This is a genomic window from Streptomyces sp. NBC_01476 (assembly GCF_036227265.1).
Classification (GTDB): Bacteria; Actinomycetota; Actinomycetes; order Streptomycetales; family Streptomycetaceae; genus Actinacidiphila.
The window spans coordinates 896030-916480 of the sequence record NZ_CP109446.1 but is presented as its reverse complement, the minus strand read 5'-3'; the positions used below and the strand labels follow the sequence as shown (position 1 = coordinate 916480).

Annotated in this window: 15 protein-coding genes; 6 read left to right on the top strand and 9 right to left on the bottom strand. The window is 72.7% G+C overall.

Annotation, left to right across the window (positions count from 1 at the left end; all coding sequences use genetic code 11):
* Positions 1 to 56: 56 nt before the first annotated feature.
* A complete protein-coding gene (locus OG552_RS04010; RefSeq protein ID WP_329129643.1) occupies positions 57 to 749 on the top strand; it encodes a class I SAM-dependent methyltransferase in 693 nt (230 codons plus the stop codon).
* Here the strand turns inward: OG552_RS04010 and OG552_RS04005 are convergent.
* Positions 682 to 1662, bottom strand: coding sequence for a glycosyltransferase family 2 protein (locus tag OG552_RS04005; RefSeq protein WP_329129642.1), 981 nt, complete (start codon positions 1660 to 1662; stop codon positions 682 to 684). The genes OG552_RS04010 and OG552_RS04005 overlap by 68 nt on opposite strands.
* Positions 1662 to 3689, bottom strand: coding sequence for an O-antigen ligase family protein (locus OG552_RS04000; protein ID WP_329129640.1), 2028 nt, complete (start codon positions 3687 to 3689; stop codon positions 1662 to 1664). The genes OG552_RS04005 and OG552_RS04000 overlap by 1 nt, the downstream gene beginning before the upstream one ends.
* Positions 3690 to 3796: 107 nt before the next feature.
* Here OG552_RS04000 and OG552_RS03995 point away from each other — a divergent pair, with 107 nt between their 5' ends.
* Entirely contained in the window at positions 3797 to 4471 is a 675-nt protein-coding gene (locus tag OG552_RS03995; protein ID WP_329129638.1) for a hypothetical protein, read from the top strand.
* Positions 4472 to 4524: 53 nt separating this feature from the next.
* On the opposite strand, the gene OG552_RS03990 is transcribed toward OG552_RS03995, so the two are convergent.
* From OG552_RS03990 to OG552_RS03960, 7 genes are all read right to left on the bottom strand, one after another.
* Complete coding sequence (locus OG552_RS03990; RefSeq protein WP_329129636.1) at positions 4525 to 5571, bottom strand: glycosyltransferase family 2 protein; 1047 nt, start codon at positions 5569 to 5571, stop codon at positions 4525 to 4527.
* 24 nt (positions 5572 to 5595) lie between these two features.
* Complete coding sequence (locus tag OG552_RS03985; RefSeq protein WP_329129634.1) at positions 5596 to 8946, bottom strand: DUF4082 domain-containing protein; 3351 nt, start codon at positions 8944 to 8946, stop codon at positions 5596 to 5598.
* 105 nt (positions 8947 to 9051) lie between these two features.
* A complete protein-coding gene (locus OG552_RS03980; RefSeq protein ID WP_329129632.1) occupies positions 9052 to 10167 on the bottom strand; it encodes a DegT/DnrJ/EryC1/StrS family aminotransferase in 1116 nt (371 codons plus the stop codon).
* The gene (locus OG552_RS03975) at positions 10164 to 10919 is read right to left on the bottom strand and encodes an acetyltransferase (RefSeq protein WP_329129631.1); all 756 of its coding nucleotides are present in this window, start codon (positions 10917 to 10919) and stop codon (positions 10164 to 10166) included. The genes OG552_RS03980 and OG552_RS03975 overlap by 4 nt, the downstream gene beginning before the upstream one ends.
* Positions 10916 to 12064, bottom strand: a complete 1149-nt coding sequence (locus OG552_RS03970) for a DegT/DnrJ/EryC1/StrS family aminotransferase (RefSeq protein ID WP_329129629.1) — start codon at positions 12062 to 12064, stop codon at positions 10916 to 10918. The genes OG552_RS03975 and OG552_RS03970 overlap by 4 nt, the downstream gene beginning before the upstream one ends.
* Positions 12061 to 13176: an NAD-dependent epimerase/dehydratase family protein gene (locus OG552_RS03965; RefSeq protein WP_329129628.1), complete on the bottom strand. Its 1116-nt coding sequence runs from the start codon at positions 13174 to 13176 to the stop codon at positions 12061 to 12063. The genes OG552_RS03970 and OG552_RS03965 overlap by 4 nt, the downstream gene beginning before the upstream one ends.
* Positions 13177 to 13414: 238 nt before the next feature.
* Positions 13415 to 14545 carry a Gfo/Idh/MocA family protein gene (locus OG552_RS03960; protein ID WP_329129626.1) on the bottom strand — a complete coding sequence of 377 codons (1131 nt, stop codon included), beginning with the start codon at positions 14543 to 14545 and terminating at the stop codon, positions 13415 to 13417.
* A gap of 389 nt (positions 14546 to 14934) precedes the next feature.
* On the opposite strand from OG552_RS03960, the gene OG552_RS03955 reads away from it, so the two are divergent.
* The 4 genes from OG552_RS03955 to OG552_RS03940 all read left to right on the top strand — a co-directional run bounded on the left by OG552_RS03955 (position 14935) and on the right by OG552_RS03940 (position 20291).
* Positions 14935 to 15858: a glycosyltransferase gene (locus tag OG552_RS03955; RefSeq protein WP_329129625.1), complete on the top strand. Its 924-nt coding sequence runs from the start codon at positions 14935 to 14937 to the stop codon at positions 15856 to 15858.
* Between the two features lie 35 nt (positions 15859 to 15893).
* Entirely contained in the window at positions 15894 to 17171 is a 1278-nt protein-coding gene (locus tag OG552_RS03950) for an MFS transporter (RefSeq protein ID WP_329129623.1), read from the top strand.
* Between the two features lie 145 nt (positions 17172 to 17316).
* Complete coding sequence (locus tag OG552_RS03945; RefSeq protein ID WP_329129621.1) at positions 17317 to 18339, top strand: TolB-like translocation protein; 1023 nt, start codon at positions 17317 to 17319, stop codon at positions 18337 to 18339.
* A gap of 266 nt (positions 18340 to 18605) precedes the next feature.
* Entirely contained in the window at positions 18606 to 20291 is a 1686-nt protein-coding gene (locus OG552_RS03940; RefSeq protein WP_329129619.1) for a YVTN family beta-propeller repeat protein, read from the top strand.
* The last annotated feature ends 160 nt before the right edge of the window (positions 20292 to 20451 follow it).

Sequence of the window (20451 nt, the reverse complement as noted above, 5' to 3'; positions counted from 1 at the left end):
CGCCCACATCCGCTCACGCCCGAAGCCGGGCGCTCTCACCTCAGGTGGTTGACCCGATGCCAGACGCCCGCGCTCTCCGCAACCGTTTCGTCGATGCCCCGGGCTCGCTCGGGGAACGCCTCCGGGTGGCCCGCTGGGAACGCTTCCGCCGGCTCTACCCGGACATCGGGGACATGACGGTGGTGGACCTCGGCGGTACGGCCGACATGTGGCTGCGGGCGCCGCTGCGGGCCCGGCACGTCCATCTGATCAACCTCGAACCGCACCCCGCCGGCCTGCCCGACTGGATCACCGCGGAGAACGCCGACGTCACCGATCCCGCGGTCGCCGCCGGGCTCGGCAGCTACGACCTGGTCTTCTCCAACTCCACCATCGAGCACGTCGGCGGCCACAGCCAGCGCCGCAAGTTCGTCGCGGCCGTCGAGCAACTGGCGCCGCTGCACTGGATCCAGACGCCCTACCGCTACTTCCCGGTCGAGCCGCACTTCGTCGCGCCCGGCTTCCAGTTCCTGCCGCTGGCCGCCCGCGCCCGGCTGGTGCGCCGCTGGCCGCTCACCCACAGCCGGCCCGGCAGCCCGCAGGAAGGCATGGACGCGGTGATCAACATCGAACTGCTCACCCGCGCCGAGATGCGCTACCTCTTCCCGAACTCCCTGCTGCTCAGCGAGCGGCTGGTGGGCGTCACGAAGTCGCTGATCGCGGTGCGGTCGGAGCAGGGCCCGGAGGCCGGCGCAGCCGCGAAGGACTGAGCAGCGCCCCGGCCGCCGCCCGGCTCGGCGCCTTGCCGATCACCGCGCGCGAGGTCTCCCGCACCAGCACCGCCGCCCAGAACGCCGCCGCCGCGACCGCTCCGTGCCGGCGGCGGTGCAGATGCACCCGGTTGAGCACCAGCAGCGTCCACAGCCAGGGGGAGACCCGCGACTGGCCGCCCTCGTGCACCGCCGACGCGGACGGCTCCAGCCGGGTGGCGAAGCCGCGGTCCCTGGCCCGCAGGCAGAACTCCGTCTCCTCCGAGTACAGGAAGTAGAACTCGTCCCACGGCCCGCAGGCGGCCATGACCTCGGCAGACAGCGCCATCAGGGCCCCGGTCGCCCAGTCCGCCCGGGTGCGGGAGGTGTACGCGGCCGGGTCGGTGACCAGTTCGCCGAGTGCCGGGAAGCGGCCCGCCCGGCGGTTGCCGATCAGCGCCTCGCCGAAGGCCCGCACGACGGTCGGCTCACGGCGCAGTGTGCGCGACACCGTGGTGCCGTCCGCCTCGTAGAGCACGGGGACGCTGATGCCGACCTTCGTCCCGTCCGGCAGTTCCTCGCCGAGCGCCCCCAGCAGGGCCTCGGCGCAGCCCGGCCGCATCCGGGTGTCGGGGTTGCAGACCAGCGCGGCCCGGACGCCGGCCGGCCAGGAGGCGGTCGTCTCAAGGGCGGCGTTGATGCCGGCGGCGTAGCCGGCGTTCCGGCCGGTCTGCACCACGGTGGCGTCCGGGGCGAGTCGCCGCAGCACGGCCACCGTGTCGTCCGCCGAGTCGTTGTCGGCGACGACCAGCCGGTACTCCACGCCCGCCATGCCCTGCGGCAGGGCGGCCAGGAAGCCCGGCAGCAGGGCCGCGCTGTTCCAGGTGACGACGAGCACGGCGACCGGCCCTGCGGCCGGGGACGGGAGGGTCATCAGGACTCCACGAGTTGGGGTTGGAGGGCCGCCGCGGCGGTGGCACCGGGACCGTCCTTGCCACCGCTGCCCCCGGCGCCGGCGGCTGCGTCACGCCGGATGAAGCCGAGGTAGCTGCCGCCGGCGCCGAGGGTCACGAAGAACATCCCCGCGAACATCGGGAACATCAGCGCGTCGAAGGTGGCGCTGATGACGAGGGCGACCATCGCCGAGGCGAAGAACGCCTGCCCCAGCTCCCGGTCCGACTCGCTGCGGGCGAGCCGGCGGATCGCCCCGCCGTGATGGATGCCGGACAGGAACAGGGCCAGCAGGGCGATCAGCCCGAGCGCGCCCATCTCGGCCAGCGTCAGCATGTACTGGTTGTCGGTGAAGAAGTACAGGTCCGGCGTGAACGTCCCGAACCCCCGCCCGAACAGCGGGTGTTCGCGCACGTAGGGCACGATCGCCGAGTACTTGACGGTACGCGCCTGGGTGCTGCTGTCGGAGTTCGACAGGAAGGTGGAGAAGAGCGTGGTGATCGTGCCGATCAGACCGGGAACGAGCACCTTCAGCACGCCGACCGAGGCGATCAGCACGCCGATCGCCGCCCAGCGCCGCTGCGGCTTCCACCGCGGCAGCATCACCAGGATCACGATCGCCGCGCCGATGATGGAGGTCCTCGACACGGTCAGCGGCAGCGCGCCGCCCATCAGGACCACCGGCCCCCAGCGGCGCAGCGCGCCGGCGTGCCGGCGGACCGGGTCGAACGCCTGCTGCACGGCGAAGGGCACCAGGATCGCCAGCATCCCGGCGAACTCCAGCGACTGCGCGGTGGTCGAGCGCGGCCGGACGAAGGAGCCCCGGTCCAGCGTCCGGACGCCGGCCACGCTCGACTGCAGACCGGGGATGTGCAGGGAGTCCGCGATGTTCGTCGCGGTGAAGAAGTCGTAGTAGCCGATCGCGGCGACCACACTGCCCATGATCACCAGCCGCCGCATCAAGGTGTCCAGCCGCTCCCGCTCGTGGATACCGGCCGAGGTGAGGACCACCAGCGACACCCACACCAGCAGTCCGATCAGCCCCCGGTCGGCGGCCAGCACCTCCTCGTGCGAACTGCCGCGGGACCCGTCGGCGATGTACGCCATCAGCACGGCCGCGGCGAGTACGCACATCACCACCCGCGGCCCCCTGGTGCCCGGCGCGGGCGTGACCCGGCCGGTGAGCCAGCACGCCACGTACCAGAGCAGGCCGAGCAGCGCGAAGACGTTCGCGGGGGTGCCGACCCCGCCGAGCGCCGGCAGGTCGAGGTTCGAGGGGATGAAGAAGGCCAGCGCCAGATAGCCGGTGAGGAGGGTGGTGGAGTCCAGCGGGCGGCGCAGCAGGCCCCGGCGGAACCGCCGGCGGCCCTTGGGCACGATCGGGCCGAGCCCCCGGCGCCGGCGCCTGGCCAGCGCGTAGCTCTCGACCGCGAAGGAGCCGAAGAAGCCGCCCGACATGCCGGCGATGACGACCGCCGCCACGACCTGGTAGCGGCTCTTGAGCTGCGAGACCGGGGTCTGCGGGGTGACGATCGGCGTGGCGTTCACGTAGTACTGCGGCGCGATCTTGGCGGTGGCCTGCAGCGCCTCCAGCTGCTCGGCCGCGAACTTCGTCAGCGTCTCGGTCTCGCGGAGCACCTTGACCTGGTCGGTGCCGGTGACGGCCAGCGACATCAGCGGACCCGAGGCGTTCGGCGCGAAGCCGACCGTGTACGTGTCGGTGACACCGCGGCTGTGCAGGTCGCGCGCCGCGTCGCTGGACTGCAGGGTCCTGATCAGCACATCGGCGGTGACGACCAGCGAACCCCCGGCGTTGGCGATGGGGTTGCCGTACAGGGGTGCCGGTCTGGCCGCCGCCGCCGAGTCCAGCAGCGACACCGAACTCTGCGACTCGTACGAGACCGGGACCGCGGTGTACAGGTACACGCCCGTCAGCAGGCCGAGCAGCGCGGCCGGCAGCATCACGTACCAGCGGCGGCGGAGCACATCGAGGATCTCGCCCAGGTTCACGCGGTCCTCCCGCGACCGGATGTCCGTATGTGTCGTACCGAGGTGGCAGATGTGGTGGCAGCGCGGCTTCCGTGCTGCCAGTATCGGTGCTGACGGGAGGAGGCCCCGTGTCCCCGGAGGAAGTGGTCCGCGCTCTGCTGCGCCGCTGGTACGTCCTGCTGCTCGCCGTGGTGCTGACCGCGGCGGGTGCCTACCACGAACTGCATCCCGCCCCGGTGTACCGCAGTTCCGCGGTGATCGTGCTCAAGCCGCCGGTGACCGGCAACCAGCCGAACCAGTACGCGAATCTGCAGCCGCCGGTGGCGTTCGTCTCGCACGCGGTGGTCCAGCAGCTCCAGTCGCCGGCCGGCAAGGCCGAACTGAGGGCGGCCGGTGTGCGTGGCACCTACCAGCTGCTGCCCCGCAACAGCGGCACCAGCGTGACCCCCGCCTATCTGATCCCCTCCCTGCAGGTGCAGGCGGACCAGTCCGGCCCGGCCCTGGCCAACGCCATGGTGCAGCGGATCGTCGGCGTCTACACCGACCACGTGAACCTCCTTCAGGACGCGCAGCACGTGGCGCCGGCGTCGCGGATGAGCGCCTCGCTGCTGGTGCCGCCCAACTCGGTGTGGGTAACGGGCGTCAAGAGCCGGGCGCTGGCCGGGGTGGCGCTGGCCGGGCTCTTCGGGGGCACCCTCTGCGCCCTGTGGACCGACCGGTACCTCGGGCGCAGGGCCGCCCGCCGGACGGGCCGTCGGCCCGCCGCGGTGAACCCCGTCCACCCGGTGCCCGCCGCCCGCTGACCCGCGGGGCCGGGTCCCGGTCCGGGACCCGGCAGGTGTGCCGGCGGTCGGCATCAGATCCCCCGGCGCTTCCAGGACTGCCACCACAGCCACTCCCGGCCGCGCTCGGCCACCGCCGAGAGCACCAGCGGCTGCAGATACGGCATCGCCTTCGCACCGACCCGTTGCCGCAGCCGCAGCCACCGGTACTCCGGCAGCGCGGCCACCGTCGGCAGGCACTCCCGCGCGAAGGCCACCAGCTCGTCCACGGGCACCACATCGGTGCGCCCGCGGTCGTACGCCCGGCAGGCCCGGCGCAGCGCGAACCGGGCCAGCCGGGTGTGCACCACCTCGGAGAGCCGGTGCGCGTCGGTCAGTTGCCCGGCGCACTTGGCCAGCACCGACTCGTAGGCGGCCCTGCGCTGCCGCAGGTCGTCCAGCTGTCCGCCGAAGTCGGTGGTGGACATGTTGTTTCCGTGCACCCGGTAGTACGCCTGGTCGGCGCCGCGTATGTAGCCGACGTCGGCGTGCGCCGCCAGCCGCATCCACATCTCGATGTCGCCGGCGTGCGGCAGGCCGGGGTCGTAGCCCCCGACCTTCCGCTGGAGGGAGGTGCGGACCACGACCTCCGGGGAGGTGATGCACCCGGTGCCTTCGCGGAAGCGCCGGTCCAGCCACCACCTGCCGGGGTAGACGGTCTGGCCGGTGCCCGAGGTCCGGGCCTTCGGCAGCGGGCCGCCGTGCTGGAAGCGCAGCGGCCTGCCGTATGCGAACCCCGCCTCGGGGTGGGCGTCCAGCAGGGCCGCGGCCCTGACCAGGGCGCCCGGCACCAGCCGGTCGTCGGCGGAGAGCAGCGCCACGTAGTCACCGTCGGCCCACTCCAGCAGGCCCTCGTTGTACGTGGCGATGTGCCCCTTGTTCCGCTCATGGACGCGGACTTCGATCCTCGGGTCGGAGGCCGCCAGCTTGCGGGCGGCCTCCGCCGAGTCATCGGGTGACGCGTCGTCGATGATCAGCACCCGGACGTCGAGATCCTCCTGTTCGTCCAGCACACTGCTGACGCAGTCGGCCAGGAAGTGGCCGTACTTGTAGCAGGGGATCACGACGCTGACACTGCTCATCGACCGGTTGCCAATCTCGGAGGGCTACTGGATCTCGGTGGTGGTGCCGTCCGCCGGTGGCGGCGGCAGGGTGGTGCTGAAGATCGGCGCCACCCAGTAGTTGGCGGACCCGTAACTGCCGTCAGGGAACGCCGTGTCGGAGCCGTAGTGGAACAGGCCGTTCGGACTGGCCGCGGTGTCGGCGGTGGCCGTCAGCGGATAGGACTGGTGCGCCCCGGCGAAGTAGCCGCCGTCCACCGCGTAATGGCCGTTCGGCGCGTGGTAGGAGACCACGTACGAGGTGCCCGCGGTGATCGCCACCGGATGCGCGAAGCTGAGCAGCTGCCAGCCGGAGTCGGTCTCACTGGAGAACGTCCCGGTGGCCAGCTGCGCACCGCCGGCGGACCAGAGACTGCCGGTGTGGGTGCCGGTGTTGCCGGCGCCCTTGTAGAAGGTGACGCCGGTGACGTAGCCGCTGACCGCCGACTTGAACCGGGCGCCCAGCTCGACGGAGTTGCTGTCGCTCATGTCGGTGGTGGCCGGTGTGGTCGTCGGATTCCACAAGGTGCACGGGCAGGTGACCGCCGGTGGGGTGGCGCTGGTGGTGAACGACCAGGTGGTGGGCGCCGCCATGTGGTTGCCCCACAGGTCGTCCACCTGGACCGAGGCCGTGTAGGTGGTGTTCAGCGCCAGCTCGGTGGAGGGCGTGAAGGTGAGGTTGTTCGCCGAGCTGAAGGTCTTCGCGCCCGGCACGCTGTCGCCGTCGGAGTCCTTCAGGCTGAACACCAGGGTGTCGGTGTCGATCGGCTCACTGAAGTTCACCGTCACCGGGGCGGTGATCGACACATTGACCGAGTTGGACGTCGGCGTGGTGGTGGTCACCGCGGGCGGCACCGTACTGGCCGTGGCGGTGTCCAGCACCGCGTCCACCCAGTAGTTGCTGCCGCTCGACTCCGAGGTGGGGAAGCCGCCGGACGAACCGTAGTGGTAGACGCCGTTGGCGCCGTCCGTACCGGATTTCAGCGCGGTCAGCGGGGCCAGGCCGGCCGCGCTGTCGGTGAAGTAGTCCGCGTCGTAGGAGTAACCGCCGCCCGGTGCGAAGTACGAGGCGATGTAGGTGGTGTTGGCCTTCACCGGGACCGGGCTGGAGAAGTTCATCTGCTGCCAGCCGGAGGCCGTCTCGTTGGTGAAGGTGCCGGTGGCCAGCCGGGTGCCGGAGGCGGTCCACAGGCTGCCGGTGTGCGTGCCGGTGTTGAACGGTGCCTTGTAGAACCGGATGCCGGTGACCGAACCCAGGACGGTGGTGCGGATCTTCACCCCCAGCTCGACCGCGCCGCCGTCACCGCTGTTGAGCACGGTCGGCACCGCGGTGCCGGGGAAGACGGTGCAGGGGCACTGCTGCGGGCCGACGGTGAGGGGTACGGTCGCCACCGCGCCGATGTTGACGCTGTCGTCGACCGCCCGCACCTTGATCTGCGGCGTACCGGTGGTGGTCGGCGTCCAGGAGTAACTCCACGACGTCAGCCCCGTGGTGGCGTTCCAGGTGGTGCCGCCGTCGGTGGAGACCTCCACCCGGGCGACCACACCGCTGGCGTCGGCGGCGGTTCCGGTGATGGTGACCGGCTTCAGGGCGGGCACGGTGCTGCCCAGCGCCGGGCTGGTCACGGTGACCACCGGACCGGTGTGGTCGGCGGACGCGGTCGCGGCGACCAGATCGCTCTGCAGCGTCTTGGGCTGGATGCCCATGTCCGCGAAGAGGTTCACCGTAGCCTGCTGCATCCGCTTGTCCACCGTCACCACGGCGTCGTCCGGGTTGCCGGTCGGCACGTTGGTCAGGCCCCACGACCACTGCACGGTTCCGGCGCCGAAGACCAGCGCGCCGGAGACCTGGTCGCGGAACTCCACAAGATTGTGGGTCGCCAGGCCGTTGCCGTAGGTGTTGCCGTAGTCGAGCCGGTACTTGCCGTCGGCGATGTCGACGGTGGTCGACGACAGGTCGATCTGCCCGGCCGGCCGGGTGCTGTTGCTGAGATCGCTGTCCCACTCGTAGCCGAGGGTGCCGGTGGGGAAGGTCGCGGTCTGCGTCGGTGTCAGGCTCGCGACCGTGGTGTTCCGCCACAGCCGCAGTTTCGCGTACGCGCCCGGCACGGTGATCGCGTCACTGCGGTAGCCGTTGACCGTGAAGAGCGAGCCGGTCAGGATGTTCTGCGGCTGGAACGGTTCGCCCTTCGCGGAGCTCCCCGGGTCAAGGAACGCGCCCGTCCACACGCTGGGGTCCGGGTCCGGGATGCCGTCGGGAGCGGCCAGTTCGAGCTTGGTCTCCTTGTAGCAGATCAGCGTCCGGTTCGCGGTGCCGGTGCCGTCGATACTCGGCTCGAACCGGGTCTTCCAGGAGACCTCGTTGCCGCTGAAGTAGGTCTGGGCGACGCCCGCGTGCCGGGCGTTGAGCGCGTTGGTGAACTGTGCCTGCGTCCAGTACTCGTCGTGCCCGGACGACATGAACATCTTGTGGTTGGTCAGCAGGGTGTCGCCGTGCGCCGACATGTCGACGCCGGAGATGTAGCTGACGTCGTAGCCGTTGCGCTCCAGCCAGTAGAGCATCTCGAACTCGGAGCCGTAGACGCCGTTGTCGCCGCCGATGTCCAGCGGGCGGTTGTAACTCACCGCGTACCCACGGCCGTCGGGCGCCGGCCCGTCACCGTCGTAGAGGTTCCGGCCGCCCCATTTGTTGTACGCCTGCCAGGTCTCGTCGTCGGTCTGCACCACGATGTCGGAGTGGCTGGCGTCGTTGCGCACCACGAACGGGTACGGCATCAGGCCGTTGCCGTCGGTCTGGTCGAAGTTGGCGATGTAGAGACCGGAGACGGCGTCGGCGGGGATCGTCCAGTTGGCCGTCACCGGCCAGCTCCCGCAGTCGATCAGACCGCTGGTGGTGTTGGTGGCGCAGTTGAGCGGCTTGCCGTCGGGTTCGCCGTCGACCACCGTGTTGTCCGGGGGACTGCCCGGGGTGCCGTCCCGGGTGAAGTTGGCCGGGTAGGTCGCCGACGCCTGCGCCGCGGTGGACATCTGCCGGGCACCGTCACCGCCGTAGTAGCCGAGGCGGTAGACCTCCACGTGGTAGGAGACGGGCGACTGCACCTTGAACTGCACGGTGTCGCCGGCCTGGTAGCTGACCTGGTTGGTGAACCCCTGCACATTGCCGTAGGCGTTGGGGGCGAACCAGTCCTCCATCGGCGTGCCCGCCTTGGAGTTCTCGCAGGTGATCGGGTTGGATCCGGTCCCGCAGGGATCGGCGGCCGACGCCCCGGAACTCAGCCCCAGCGGGAGGATCGCCGCGATCACCGCCGCGACCAGGGCGCAGAGAAGGCCCCGGATGAGTCTGCTCTTTCTGTACATCTGTACCTCTGTGCTTCTCAAGTGCGAGGGTCCAGCCAGGTGAGGCCGGAGGAGCGGAGCGGTGGCCGAGCACCCGGGGCCGCGGCGGGCAGCCGCGGCCGGGTGTCAGCGCAGGGCGGCGGCGAGCGTGTCCACGACTCGCTGCTGCTGGTCGGCGGTGATCTGCGGATAGAGCGGCAGCGACAGGATGCGGTCGGCTGCCTCCTCGGCGTGCGGGAAGTCCCCCCGGCGGTGGCCGAGGTGGGCGAAGGCCGGCGTCAGGTGGACCGGCGCCGGGTAGTGCACACCCGCGCCGATGCCTTCGGCGTTGAGCCTGCTCACCACGGCGTCGCGGTCGGCGCCGGTGACCCGCACGACGTACAGGTGCCACACATGCTCGTTGCCGGCCACGGTGACCGGCCGGACCACCCGGCCGGCCGCCACCAGGCCGGCCAGAGCCGCGTCGTAGCGCTCGGCGGCGGCCCGGCGGGCCCGGTTGCCGTCGGCGAGCCGGGCCAGCTTCGCCCGCAGCACCACGGCCTGCAGGCCGTCCAGCCGGCTGTTGAAACCGGCCACGTCATGGCGGTACTTGGCGACGCCGCCGTGGTTGGCCAGCGACCGCACCAGGCCGGCCAGCTCCTCGTCGTCGGTGAGCACCGCGCCCGCGTCGCCGTACGCCCCGAGGTTCTTGCCCGGGTAGAAACTGGTGGCCGCGATGCCGCCACTGCCCGGGGTGCGCCCCTCGCGGGTCGCGCCCTGGCACTGCGCGGCGTCCTCCACCACCCGCACCCGCGCGGGCAGCGCGGCGGCGAGCTTCGCCACCTCGGCGCACTGCCCGTACAGGTGCACCGGCACCACCGCGCGGGTCTTCGGCCCGACCGCGGCCAGCGCCGCCTCCGGGTCCAGCAGGTACGAGTCCGGTGCGCAGTCCACCGGCACCGGGCGGGCACCGGCGCGGGCCACCGCGCCGGCCGTGGCGATGAAGGTGTTCGCCGGGATGACCACCTCGTCGCCGGCCTGGACGCCGCTCGCCCGCAGCGCCAGCTCCAGCGCGTCGGTGCCGTTGGCGACGCCCACGCAGTGCGCGACGCCGGCGAACCGGGCGTACTCCTCCTCGAAGGCGCGGACCTCGTCGCCGCCGATGAAGGCGGTACGGGCCAGCACCCGCTCGAATCCGGCCCGCACCTCGTCGGCCACCTCGGCGTGCGCCGCCTTCAGATCGACCAGCGGTATCTGGTTCATATGACGGGAGTCCCCCTCCGAATGGCCGGCTGCCGGCCGGTACCGGTCACTGCGTCCTGGCCGGCCGCGTCCGTGGCGCCGCCCGCCAGCTCGTCCAGCGCGGGCCGGTCCGCCGCGCGCAGGCGGCGGGCCGGGGTGCCGGCCCAGACCTCGCCCGGCGGCACGTCGGCGAGCACCGCGCTGCCCATGCCGACCAGCGACCAGGCGCCGACCATGGTGTATTCGCGGACCAGCGCGCCCGCCCCGATGTACGCGCCGCGTTCCAGCCGGGCGCCGCCGCCCAGCCGGACCCCCGAGGCGATGGTGGCGAAGTCCCCGACCACGTCGTCATGGGTCAGTACGGCCTGCGGCATCACCGCCACATGCGCGCCGACCTGTACCGCGGCGGTCAGTACGCACTGTGCGAGCAGCACCGCGCCCGGTCCGACGGCCGAGGAGGCGGAGACCACCGCGCTGGGATGGACCACGGTGGCGTACCGCTCCGGCGGCAGCGCGAGCCGCCGCACCAGCCGGGCCCGTACCGCGTAGTCCCGGGGGCTGCCCGCACACACCACGAACCGGGTCCGCTCGGGGAACCCGGGCACCGCGTCGCATCCGCCGAGCACCGGTACGCCGTCCACCTCGGTGCCGTGCAGCGCGGGGTTGTCGTCGAGATGGCCCATCAGCCGCCACTGCCCGGCGAGGTCCCCCACCGCCTGCGCGACCTCCCGGGCGAACCCTCCCGCCCCGACGATCACCAGGGGCGTACTCATGGCGCCGCCTGTTCGCGCAGCACGGCGACCACGCGGTCCTGCTGCTCCTCGGTCATCGTGTGGAAGACCGGCAGGATCAGCGAGTCGCGGCTGATGCGCTCGGTGACGGGGAGCGGGATGTGCGGGTGGCCGGCGTAGGCCGGTTCCAGGTGGGCGGCCATGATGCCGCGGCGGGCGGAGACACCGGCCGCGGAGAGTGCCGCCAGCACCTCGTCCCGGCCGACCGGGAAGTCCTCGGCGAGCAGCACCCAGTAGGACTGGAAGTTGCTCCGCCCGTGTGCCGGGTCGCGGACCGGCCGCAGGCCGGGGACGTCCCGCAGCAACGCGTCGTAGCGGGCGGCCAGCGCCCGGCGCCGGGCGACCATCTCGTCCAGCTTGCCCAGCTGCACCAGGCCGACCGCGGCCTGGATGTCGGTCATCCGGTAGTTGAAGCCGACTTCCAGGTAGCTCTCCAGCACCGGGGTGGTGGCGGCGTGCCGCTGCGCCGCCGACGCGTTCATCCCGTGCTCGCGCAGCCGCCGCAGCCGCTGCGCCCACTGCGCGTCGTCGGTGGTGATCATGCCGCCCTCGCCGGTGGTGACCACCTTGCGCGGGTGGAAGGACCAGGCGGCCAGGAGCGCGCCCCGGCCGACCGAGGAGCCGCCGACGGTGGAGCCGATCGCGCAGGCCGCGTCCTCCACCAGCGCCAGGCCCCACCCGGCGCAGCGGTCCCGCAGGCTGTGCACATCGGCGGGCACCCCGCCCTGATGGACGGCGATCACCGCCCTGGTCCGCTCGGTACGCACCGCGTCCACCGTCGCCGCGGTCACATTCCCCGTGGTCAGGTCCACCTCGGCGAACACCGGCTCGGCGCCCACGTAACGGACCGCGTTGGCGGTGGCGATGAACGACAGCGAGGGGACGATCACCTCGTCCCCCGGGCCCAGGTCGAGCGCCACCAGTGCCAGATGGAGCGCCGTGGTGCAGGAGCTGACCGCGATCCCGTGCCCGGCGCCCACCCGCTCGGCGAACGCGGCCTCGAACGCGGCGACCCGCGGGCCCTGGGCGACCCACCCGGACAGCACCGCGTCGGCCGCCGCCTGGGCCTCCTCCGCGCCGAGCCAGGGGATCATCACGGGGATACGGGCCAGCGCGGGGGCGCTCATCGGGCCGCTCCGGCGGCGGCCGGGTCCGCCACCGCGCTGTCTGTGCCGTCCGGGCCGGCCGCGGTGACCGGGCCGGCCGCGGTGACCGGGCCGGCCGTGGTGTCCGGGCCGGCCGAACTGTCAGGCCCCTTCGTGCCCGCGGCGGCGTCGGCCGCCCGCTCGGCCCGCCACCAGTCCACCAGGTCCCGCAGCCCCGACCGGAGATCGATCCGCGCGGTGAAGCCGAGCCGCTCGGCGGCCTGTGAGGTGTCGGCGAGCCGCCTGGTCACCCCGTTGACCGCGCGGGCCGGGCCGTGCTCCGGCTCCAGGTCCGCACCCATCGCCTCCAGCAGCCCTGCCGCCAGTTCGCTGAGGCTGGTCTCGGTGCCGCTGGCCACGTTGAACACCTCGTCGGTCAGCTCGGACTCGGCGGCCAGCACATTGGCCCGCGCGATGTCCCGCACGTGCACGAAGTCCATCGTCTGCGCGCCGTCGCCGAGGATCAGCGGCGGCTGCCCGGCCTCGATCCGCTCCATCCAGCGGATCAGCACCTCGGTGTAGAGACCGTGGATGTCCATCCGCGGCCCGTACACGTTGAAGTACCGCAAGGCCACGTAGTCCAGGCCGTACATGGCGTGGAAGCTGCGCAGCATGCCCTCGTTGAACGCCTTCGCCGCGCCGTAGAACGTGTCGTTGTTGTACGGGTGGTGGCGCTCGTCGGTGGGGAAGGACTCGGCCAGGCCGTAGACCGAGGCGGACGACGAGGCGACCACCTTCGCCACGCCGGCCGCGGCGGCGGCCTCCAGCACGTTGAAGGTGCCGTCGACCATCACCTCGTTGGCCAGCCGGGGCTCCTCGGCACACTGGGTGATCCGGATCGCGGCCAGATGGAACACCAGGTCGGCGCCCTCGGTGACCTTGCGGACGGCGGCCGCGTCGCGGATGTCGCCCTCGACCACCTCGACGACGCCGCTGCCCGCCGACCGGGCGAGGTTGGCCATCCGGCCGCGGACGAAGTTGTCGAGCACCACGACGTGCCGGGCGCCGCCGTCGACCAGCTGGTCCACCAGATGGGAGCCGATCGTGCCGGCTCCTCCGGTGACCAGGATCTTCTTGTCTCGTACCGTGCTCAACCCGCGTCCCCCCACTGATTCGGTCATGTCGGTCCGCTCGCTCGCGTCCGCGGCGCCGGGCCGCGGCTGTCTTCTGGATGGTTGGAGATCGTCCGAGCCGGCTCGGGCGGTGCTGGTCGGCGCCGGGCGGTGCTGGTTGGCGCTGGTTGGCGCTGGTCGGTGCCGGTCGCTGCTGCCCGGGGCTGCGGTGCGCCGCTTCGTGCTGCTCCGGGCCGCGGCCGGCCGCGCCGGTCCGGCCTCAGTGACCGGCGCGCAGACCGACCACCGCGCCGCGAAACTCCAGGCTCCGTGACGCCGCTTCGAGGATGTCCAGCACCCGCAGGCCGGCCCGGCCGTCGGTGAGCGGCGCCCGGCCTTCGGTGATCGCCCCGGCGAACTCGTCGACCATGCTGCGCAGCGCTTCCTTCTCCTTCAGCGCCGGCGCGACCATGTCACCGGAGCGGTAGGAGATCAGCATCTCCCGCCGCTCGCTGGCCCCGATCTCCTGCGGCGCCGCCAGGTCCACCCCGCGGTCGAAGACCGCCAGGCGCTGCGCCGGATTGAGGTCGTCCCAGACCAGGGTGCGCTTCGAGCCGCCGACCATGGTGGTGCGGACCTTCGTCGGGGAGAGCCAGTTCACGTGCACATGGGCGATCGCCCCGGTGTTGAGCTGCAGCGTCAGATACGCCACGCAGGCCCGGCCGGCCCCTATCGGGTCGGCGCCGTGCGCCGCGACCGCGACCGGCTCCACGTTCTCCGGCAGGATGAAGTCCAGGATCGACAGATCGTGGGGCGCCAGGTCCCACAGCACGTCGATGTCCTTCTGCACCAGGCCCAGGTTGATCCGCACCGAGTCCACGAAGTGGATCTCGCCCAGCTCGCCGGAGCGGACCAGCTCCCTGATGCCCGCCACCGCGGGGGTGTAGCAGTAGGTGTGATCGCACATCAGGGTCAGCCCGCGGTCCGCCGCTTCGGCGACCAGCCGGGCACCGTCGGCGTACGTGGCCGCCAGCGGCTTCTCCACCAGCACGTGTTTGCCGGCCCTGACCGCGGCCAGCGCCACGTCGAGATGGGTGCCTGCCGGGGTGGCGACCGCCACCGCGTGCACCGTCGGGTCGGCCAGCACGGCCGCGTAGTCGGAGGTGGCCTGGACCGTGGAGTAACCGCCCAGCACCCGCCGGGCCCGGTCCACGTCGAGGTCGCAGAGCCAGCGCAGCCGGAAGTCCGGGCTGGACTGGAAGTTGCGGACCAGATTGGGGCCCCAGTAGCCCGCCCCGACCACGGCGACCCCGAGGGCCTCGCCGTCCCCGCCCGAGGGCTGCCCGGTCTTCGTCGCCAGGTTGCTGTCCGTCACGGTGTGCGTCTCCCCTTCGTACACGTCGGCTGGCATACCCGCCCTGTCCGCACAGCGCGGAAGGCGGCGGCAGCAGCCGTATGGTGCACAGGAGTGACCCGGTCCACGGTCATGCGTCTTTCCCCCCACCCCGGTGTGCTGCATCGCCCCGCAGGCACATCCGGCGTCCCCACGCCTGTGCCGGTACGGAGTGAATGGCTCGTGGAACTGAACTCACCCGGCCGCATCCCCTGCGTCCGGGCTCACGCGTACTGCGGTGCCCGCTTGCTCTCGCATTCCCCAGTGATCGCGGCCGTTCCGGCGGGGCTGCACGCTCCGCGCAAACCGGCTGCGCGACGCCCAATCTAGACCACGGGCACCGGCACTGGGGGAGACTTGGACGAAACACACGGCGACGGCACCGTTTCCGGCTGCATACTCACCCCGTGACGAGCATCGTGATACCGGCCCACAACGAGGAGCGGGTCATCGGCCGGCTGCTGGACGCCCTGCTGACCGGGGACCCGGGTGCGTCCGGCGCTCGCGGTGAAGTCCGCGGCGGGGCACGGCCGGACATCGTGGTGGTCTGCAACGGCTGCACCGACGGCACCGCGCGGGTGGCCGCGAGCCGCCCCGGCGTCCGGGTGGTCGACATCCCGACACCGTCCAAGCACGCGGCGCTGCGTGCCGGCGACGAACACGCCGTGGGCTTCCCCCGGTTGTACGTGGACGCCGACGTCGTCCTGCGCGCCGCCGATGTGACCGCGCTGACCGAGGCGCTCGCGGGCGCGCCGGAACTCCGGGCGGTGGCGCCGGAACGCGAGCTGCCGCTGGCCGGCTGCGGACGGCGGGTGCGGGCGTACTACCGGGTGTGGACCCGGCTGCCCGCGGTGCGCGAGGGGCTCTTCGGGCGCGGGGTGATCGCGGTGACCGAGGAGGGCCACGGCCGGCTCGCCGCCCTGCCCCCGCTGATGGCCGACGACCTCGCCGCGTCCCTGGCCTTCGGCCCCGGGGAGCGGCAGGTGGTCGGCGCGGCCCGGGTAGTGGTCCACCCGCCGCGCACCTGGGCGGACTTGATGAGGCGACGGGTCAGAGCGACGGTGTCCACCGCGCAACTGGAATCCCAGCAGGCTCAGTTGGCGGCAAGAGAACCACAGGTGAACGGCGTCTCGCAGGGGAAAGCGGAATCGCCGTCGGCGCGGACGAGCACGGCGGACCTGCGTACGCTGCTGCGGGGGGAGCCGAAGCTGCTGCCGTCGGTCGTGGTCTTCCTGGCCGCGGCGCTCCTCGCTCGCCGCAGAGCAGCCAAAGCCATCCGCGACCAGGATTTCGGGACCTGGCTGCGGGACGAGAGCAGCCGCGAGGGCTGAACTCGGCAGGGGGAAACAGCAAGGGGGGAACGACCATGTATCTTGCCGATCGCGCCGCCCCCGCGCGCGCGAACACCGGCCAGGACGGGCAGCGCCGTCCGGCCCGGCGGGTCTCACAGGTGGTACTGGCGCTCGGCGCCGTCAGCCTGATCACCGACATCTCCTCGGAGATGGTCACCGCCGTACTGCCGCTCTATCTGGTGGTGAGCCTGGGACTGAGTCCCCTGGGCTTCGGCACCCTGGACGGCGTCTACAACGGGGTCAGCGCACTGGTGCAGCTGACCGGCGGGCACCTCGCCGACCGGGTGCGCAACCACAAGCTCATCGCCGGGCTCGGCTACGGGCTCTCGGCGGTGTGCAAGCCGCTGCTGATCCTCGTGCAGAGCCTCGGCCCGCTCGGCGTGGTGCTCGCGCTGGAACGGACCGGCAAGGGCCTGCGCACCTCACCGCGGGACGCGCTGATCTCGCTCTCCACCCCGCCGGAGTCCCGCGGCCGGGCCTTCGGCGTGCACCGCGCGATGGACACCACCGGCGCGGTGCTCGGACCGGTCACCGCCTTCCTGATCCTGCGCGCGGCGGCAGACGGCTACCACGCGGTCTTCGGCGTCAGCGCCTGCGTCGCGGTGCTGGGCGTACTGGTGCTGGTGCTCTTCGTGCCGGGGAAGCGGCAGTTGACGGCCGAGGGCATGGCCGGTGTGACCGACGGGCCGGGCCGCGGACCGGTCGATCTGCGCCAGGCCGCCTCGCTGCTGCGGCTGCCCCGGCTGCGGGCGCTGACCGGCTGCGCGGTACTGCTCGGCCTGACCACGGTCAGCGACGCCTTCGTCTATCTGCTGCTCCAGCACCGCGCGCACATCGGCGAGGAGTGGTTCCCGCTGATGCCGCTCGGCACCTCGGCGGTCTTCCTGCTGCTGGCGGTCCCGGCCGGTGTGCTCGCCGACCGGATCGGCCGGCGCGTCGTCTTCCTGGCCGGACACGCCGGACTGCTCGCCGCGTACGCGCTCCTGCTGTGGGCGCCCTCGGTGGGCGCGCTGCCGTACCTGGTGCTGGCGCTGCACGGCACCTTCTACGCCGCCACCGACGGGGTGCTGCCGGCCGCGGTCTCCGATGTCGTACCCGACGAACTGCGCGGCAGCGGACTGGCGTTGGTGGGCACCGGCCAGGCGCTCGCCCGGTTCTGCTGCTCGCTCGCCTTCGGCGCCGCGTGGACCTTGTGGGGCGACACCCGGGCGCTGTTCGGCTCGGCGGTCGGCCTGCTGCTCTGCGCGGTGGTGGCCGGCCTGGTGCTGCGGCCGGCCGGCGGCCGGCGATGAGCGCGCGATGAGCCGACCGCCCCGACCGCCCCGACCGCCCCAACCGCCCCAACCGCCGCCCGCCGCCGGACAGTCGAGCGGCCCCGCGACGGGCGCCACGCCCGCCGAGCCCCTTCCGTACGACGCGACACGCCCGAGGAACTCCATGACGCCCAAGCGCCGCCTGCTCATCCTGGTACTCGCGGTGGTGCTGCTGGCCGGTCTCGGCACCGGCTTCGTGCTGCACGCCGCCTCGCAGGCCGACGAGAAGAACAAGCCGCGAGCCGGCGGCCCCGCCGTCGCGGCCGGAAAGGTCACGCTCACCGCGCAGAAGCAGCTGGCCTTCATCAACTCCGCGCCCGGCCCGCACCGCGGCGAGGTGGCCACCGTCCAGGCGGGGCAGCCGGGCGGCCCGCGGACCACCGCCGGCCTTGCCTGCGCCCGGTTCTACGCGGCCCGGGGCACCGGCGTCTGTCTGCAGTCCGGGCTCGGCGTGGTCGCGCAGACCAACCGCGCGGTGATCCTCGACAGCGCGCTGCGCACCGTGCACACCTTCCCGCTGGCCGGCACGCCCAGCCGGGCCCGGGTCTCGCCCAGCGGCCGTCTCGCCGCCTGGACGGTGTTCGTCGGCGGTGAGTCGTACGGCGCCGCGTTCTTCTCCACTCGCACCTCGATCGTGGACACCCGCACCTGGAAGCTGCTGCCCAACATGGAGGACTTCGCCATCACGCTGAACGGCCGGAAGTACCGCAATGTGGACGACAACTTCTGGGGCGTCACCTTCGCGGCCGACGACGACACCTTCTACGCCACGCTCGGTACCGGCGGGAAGACGTATCTGATGAAGGGGTCCGTCTCCCGCCGTAGCGTCGCCTCCGTCGGGGTGCAGAACCTGGAGTGTCCGTCCCTCTCCCCGGACGGGACCCGGATCGCCTTCAAGAAGCGCATCCTGTCCGGTGCCTCGCTCTGGCACGAGTACGTACTCGACCTGCGCACCCTGAAGCAGACGCCGCTCGCCGAACACCGCAGCGTGGACGATCAGGCGGCCTGGCTCGACAACGACACGGTCGCGTACGCGCTTCCCAAGGAGGGCGACACCAAGAGCACCGACCTGTGGAGTGTCCCCGCCGACGGCTCCGGCAGCGCGCATCTGGTGATCCCCGACGCCTCCTCCCCGGCGCCGCTGTAGGGCCGCGGCTCCGCGGGGCACGGCAGCCCCCGCTACGGGCTGCGGTAATTCATACAATCCGACCGGTATGGCGGCGTTCGCCGTCCTTCGTCAGGGATGACCCCCTTGCGGCCCCCGCCCCGGCCCAACACCCTGACTGCTGCCTGATCCACAACCACTCCGGCGACGAGGCGGCCCGACCGCCCGCCGCCGGAGCAGCGCCGCGGTGGCTTCCAGGGCCCCTTCCGGTGCCCGCCCGCCGCGGGGCACCACGAGGGGGGAACACCTTGACGTATCCGACGACCCGCGGCCGGCGCCGTACCGCGCGGACCCGGCCGGCCGCGCTGGCCGCCGCCGTGCTGGCCGCCGCCGGCCTGGTCACCCTGGCCGCGCCCGCCGCCCAGGCGGCGGCCGGCCGGACCCTGGTCTACATCGCCAACGGCAGCGACAACACCGTCACCGTGCTCGACCGCGCCACCGGCACGGTGACCGCCACCGTTCCGGTCGGCGCCAACCCGCAGGGCGCCGCGGCCGCCCCCGACGGCAGCCGGGTCTACGTACCCGACAGCGGCTCCAACGCGGTGTCGGTGATCGACACCGCGAGCAATACGGTGACCGCCACCGTCCCCGTCGCCGCCAGCCCGATCGCCGCCGCGGTCTCGCCGGACGGCAGCCGGGTCTACGTCGCCGGCCTCGGCGCCAACAGCGTCAGCGTCATCGACACCGCCACCGACACGGTGGTCGCCGGCCTGGCCGTCGGCTCGGGACCCGACTCGCTGGCGGTCTCCCCTGACGGCGGCACGCTCTACGTCGCCAACAGCGGCGGCGGCGTGTCCGTGGTGGACACCGCCACCACCACCGTCACCGGCACCATCGCGGTCGGCTCGTTCCCGATCGCGGTGGCCCTCTCACCCGACGGCGACCGCGCCTATGTCGCCAACCTCGGCAGCAGCAGCGTCAGCGCGATCGACACCGCCGCCGGCACCGTGGTCTCGACGGTCGCCACCGACGCCGCGCCCTACGCGCTCGCGGTCTCCCCGGACGGCGCCCGCGTCTACCTCGCCGACGGCGCGGCCGGCGCGGTGTCCGTCTACGCCACCGCCACCGAGGCCGTCACCGCCACCGTCCCGGTCGGCAGCAGCCCGCAAGGGGTGGCCGTCACCCCCGACGGCTCCGCGGTCTACGCCACCAACCTCGGCTCCGACACCGTGACGGCCATCGACAGCGCCACGGACACCGTCTCCGGTGACGTCGCGGTGGGCCGCAACCCGACCGGCCTCGCCATCGCCTTCCTCCCGGCCCCCGCGGCGCCCGCGCCCGTCGTGACCGCGCTCACCCCCGCCACCGGACCGGTCACCGGAGGCACCACGGTCACCATCGCCGGCAGCCACCTCGCCGGCGCCACCGCGGTGTCCTTCGGCGACCACCCGGCGACCGACGTCAGCTGCTCCGACGGCAGTTGCACCGCCACCGCGCCTCCCGGTGCGGCCGGCGCGGTCGACGTCACGGTCACCACCCCGTCCGGCACCAGCGGCACCGGGGCCGCCGACCGCTTCACGTACACGCCCGTGGTCACCCCGCCGCAGACCGCCGACCTGGCGGTGGCGCTGACGGCCAGTCCGGTGCCCGGGCTGCTCGGGGCGCACATCGACTACACCGTGACCATCGTGAACCACGGCCCCGCCCCGGCCGCCGCCGCGACCGTCACCGTCGATCTCCCGACCCCGGTCAGGGCCACCTCGGGCGACTGCACCGCCACCGCCGGCAAGGTCACCTGCGGCATGGGACCGCTGGCGGACGGCGCCAGGACCACCCGTCACTTCACCCTCCCGGTCGGCCTGTTGAGCCTCAACCTCCCCTACGCCGTCACCGCCGCCCGCACCGCGAGCACCCCGGCGGACCCCGGCCCGGGCAACGACCGGGCGACCCGCACCTGCACGGTCCTCACCTCGCTGCTCATCAGCTGCTCCTGACCGGCGGCCTGACCGGCAGCCGGCCCCCCACCCGGCCCCACTGAGCCGCCGGTCCCGCAGGCCGCCGCCCGATCGGTCCTGACGTGCAACCGGTGGCGGCCCTCGCGGCGGGTTCGCCACCGGTCCCGGTCCCGGACCGTGTTTGATGCCCTGACAGGCC

Excerpts from the sequence above, each read along its gene's own strand:
- OG552_RS03970 (WP_329129629.1), bottom strand. The coding sequence starts at position 12,064 with ATGAGCGCCCCCGCGCTGGCCCGTATCCCCGTGATGATCCCCTGGCTC.
- OG552_RS03950 (WP_329129623.1), top strand. The coding sequence starts at position 15,894 with ATGTATCTTGCCGATCGCGCCGCCCCCGCGCGCGCGAACACCGGCCAG.
- OG552_RS03945 (WP_329129621.1), top strand. The coding sequence starts at position 17,317 with ATGACGCCCAAGCGCCGCCTGCTCATCCTGGTACTCGCGGTGGTGCTG.
- OG552_RS03990 (WP_329129636.1), bottom strand. The coding sequence starts at position 5,571 with ATGAGCAGTGTCAGCGTCGTGATCCCCTGCTACAAGTACGGCCACTTC.
- OG552_RS03985 (WP_329129634.1), bottom strand. The coding sequence starts at position 8,946 with ATGTACAGAAAGAGCAGACTCATCCGGGGCCTTCTCTGCGCCCTGGTC.
- OG552_RS03960 (WP_329129626.1), bottom strand. The coding sequence starts at position 14,545 with ATGCCAGCCGACGTGTACGAAGGGGAGACGCACACCGTGACGGACAGC.
- OG552_RS03975 (WP_329129631.1), bottom strand. The coding sequence starts at position 10,919 with ATGAGTACGCCCCTGGTGATCGTCGGGGCGGGAGGGTTCGCCCGGGAG.
- OG552_RS04010 (WP_329129643.1), top strand. The coding sequence starts at position 57 with ATGCCAGACGCCCGCGCTCTCCGCAACCGTTTCGTCGATGCCCCGGGC.
- OG552_RS03980 (WP_329129632.1), bottom strand. The coding sequence starts at position 10,167 with ATGAACCAGATACCGCTGGTCGATCTGAAGGCGGCGCACGCCGAGGTG.
- OG552_RS04005 (WP_329129642.1), bottom strand. The coding sequence starts at position 1,662 with ATGACCCTCCCGTCCCCGGCCGCAGGGCCGGTCGCCGTGCTCGTCGTC.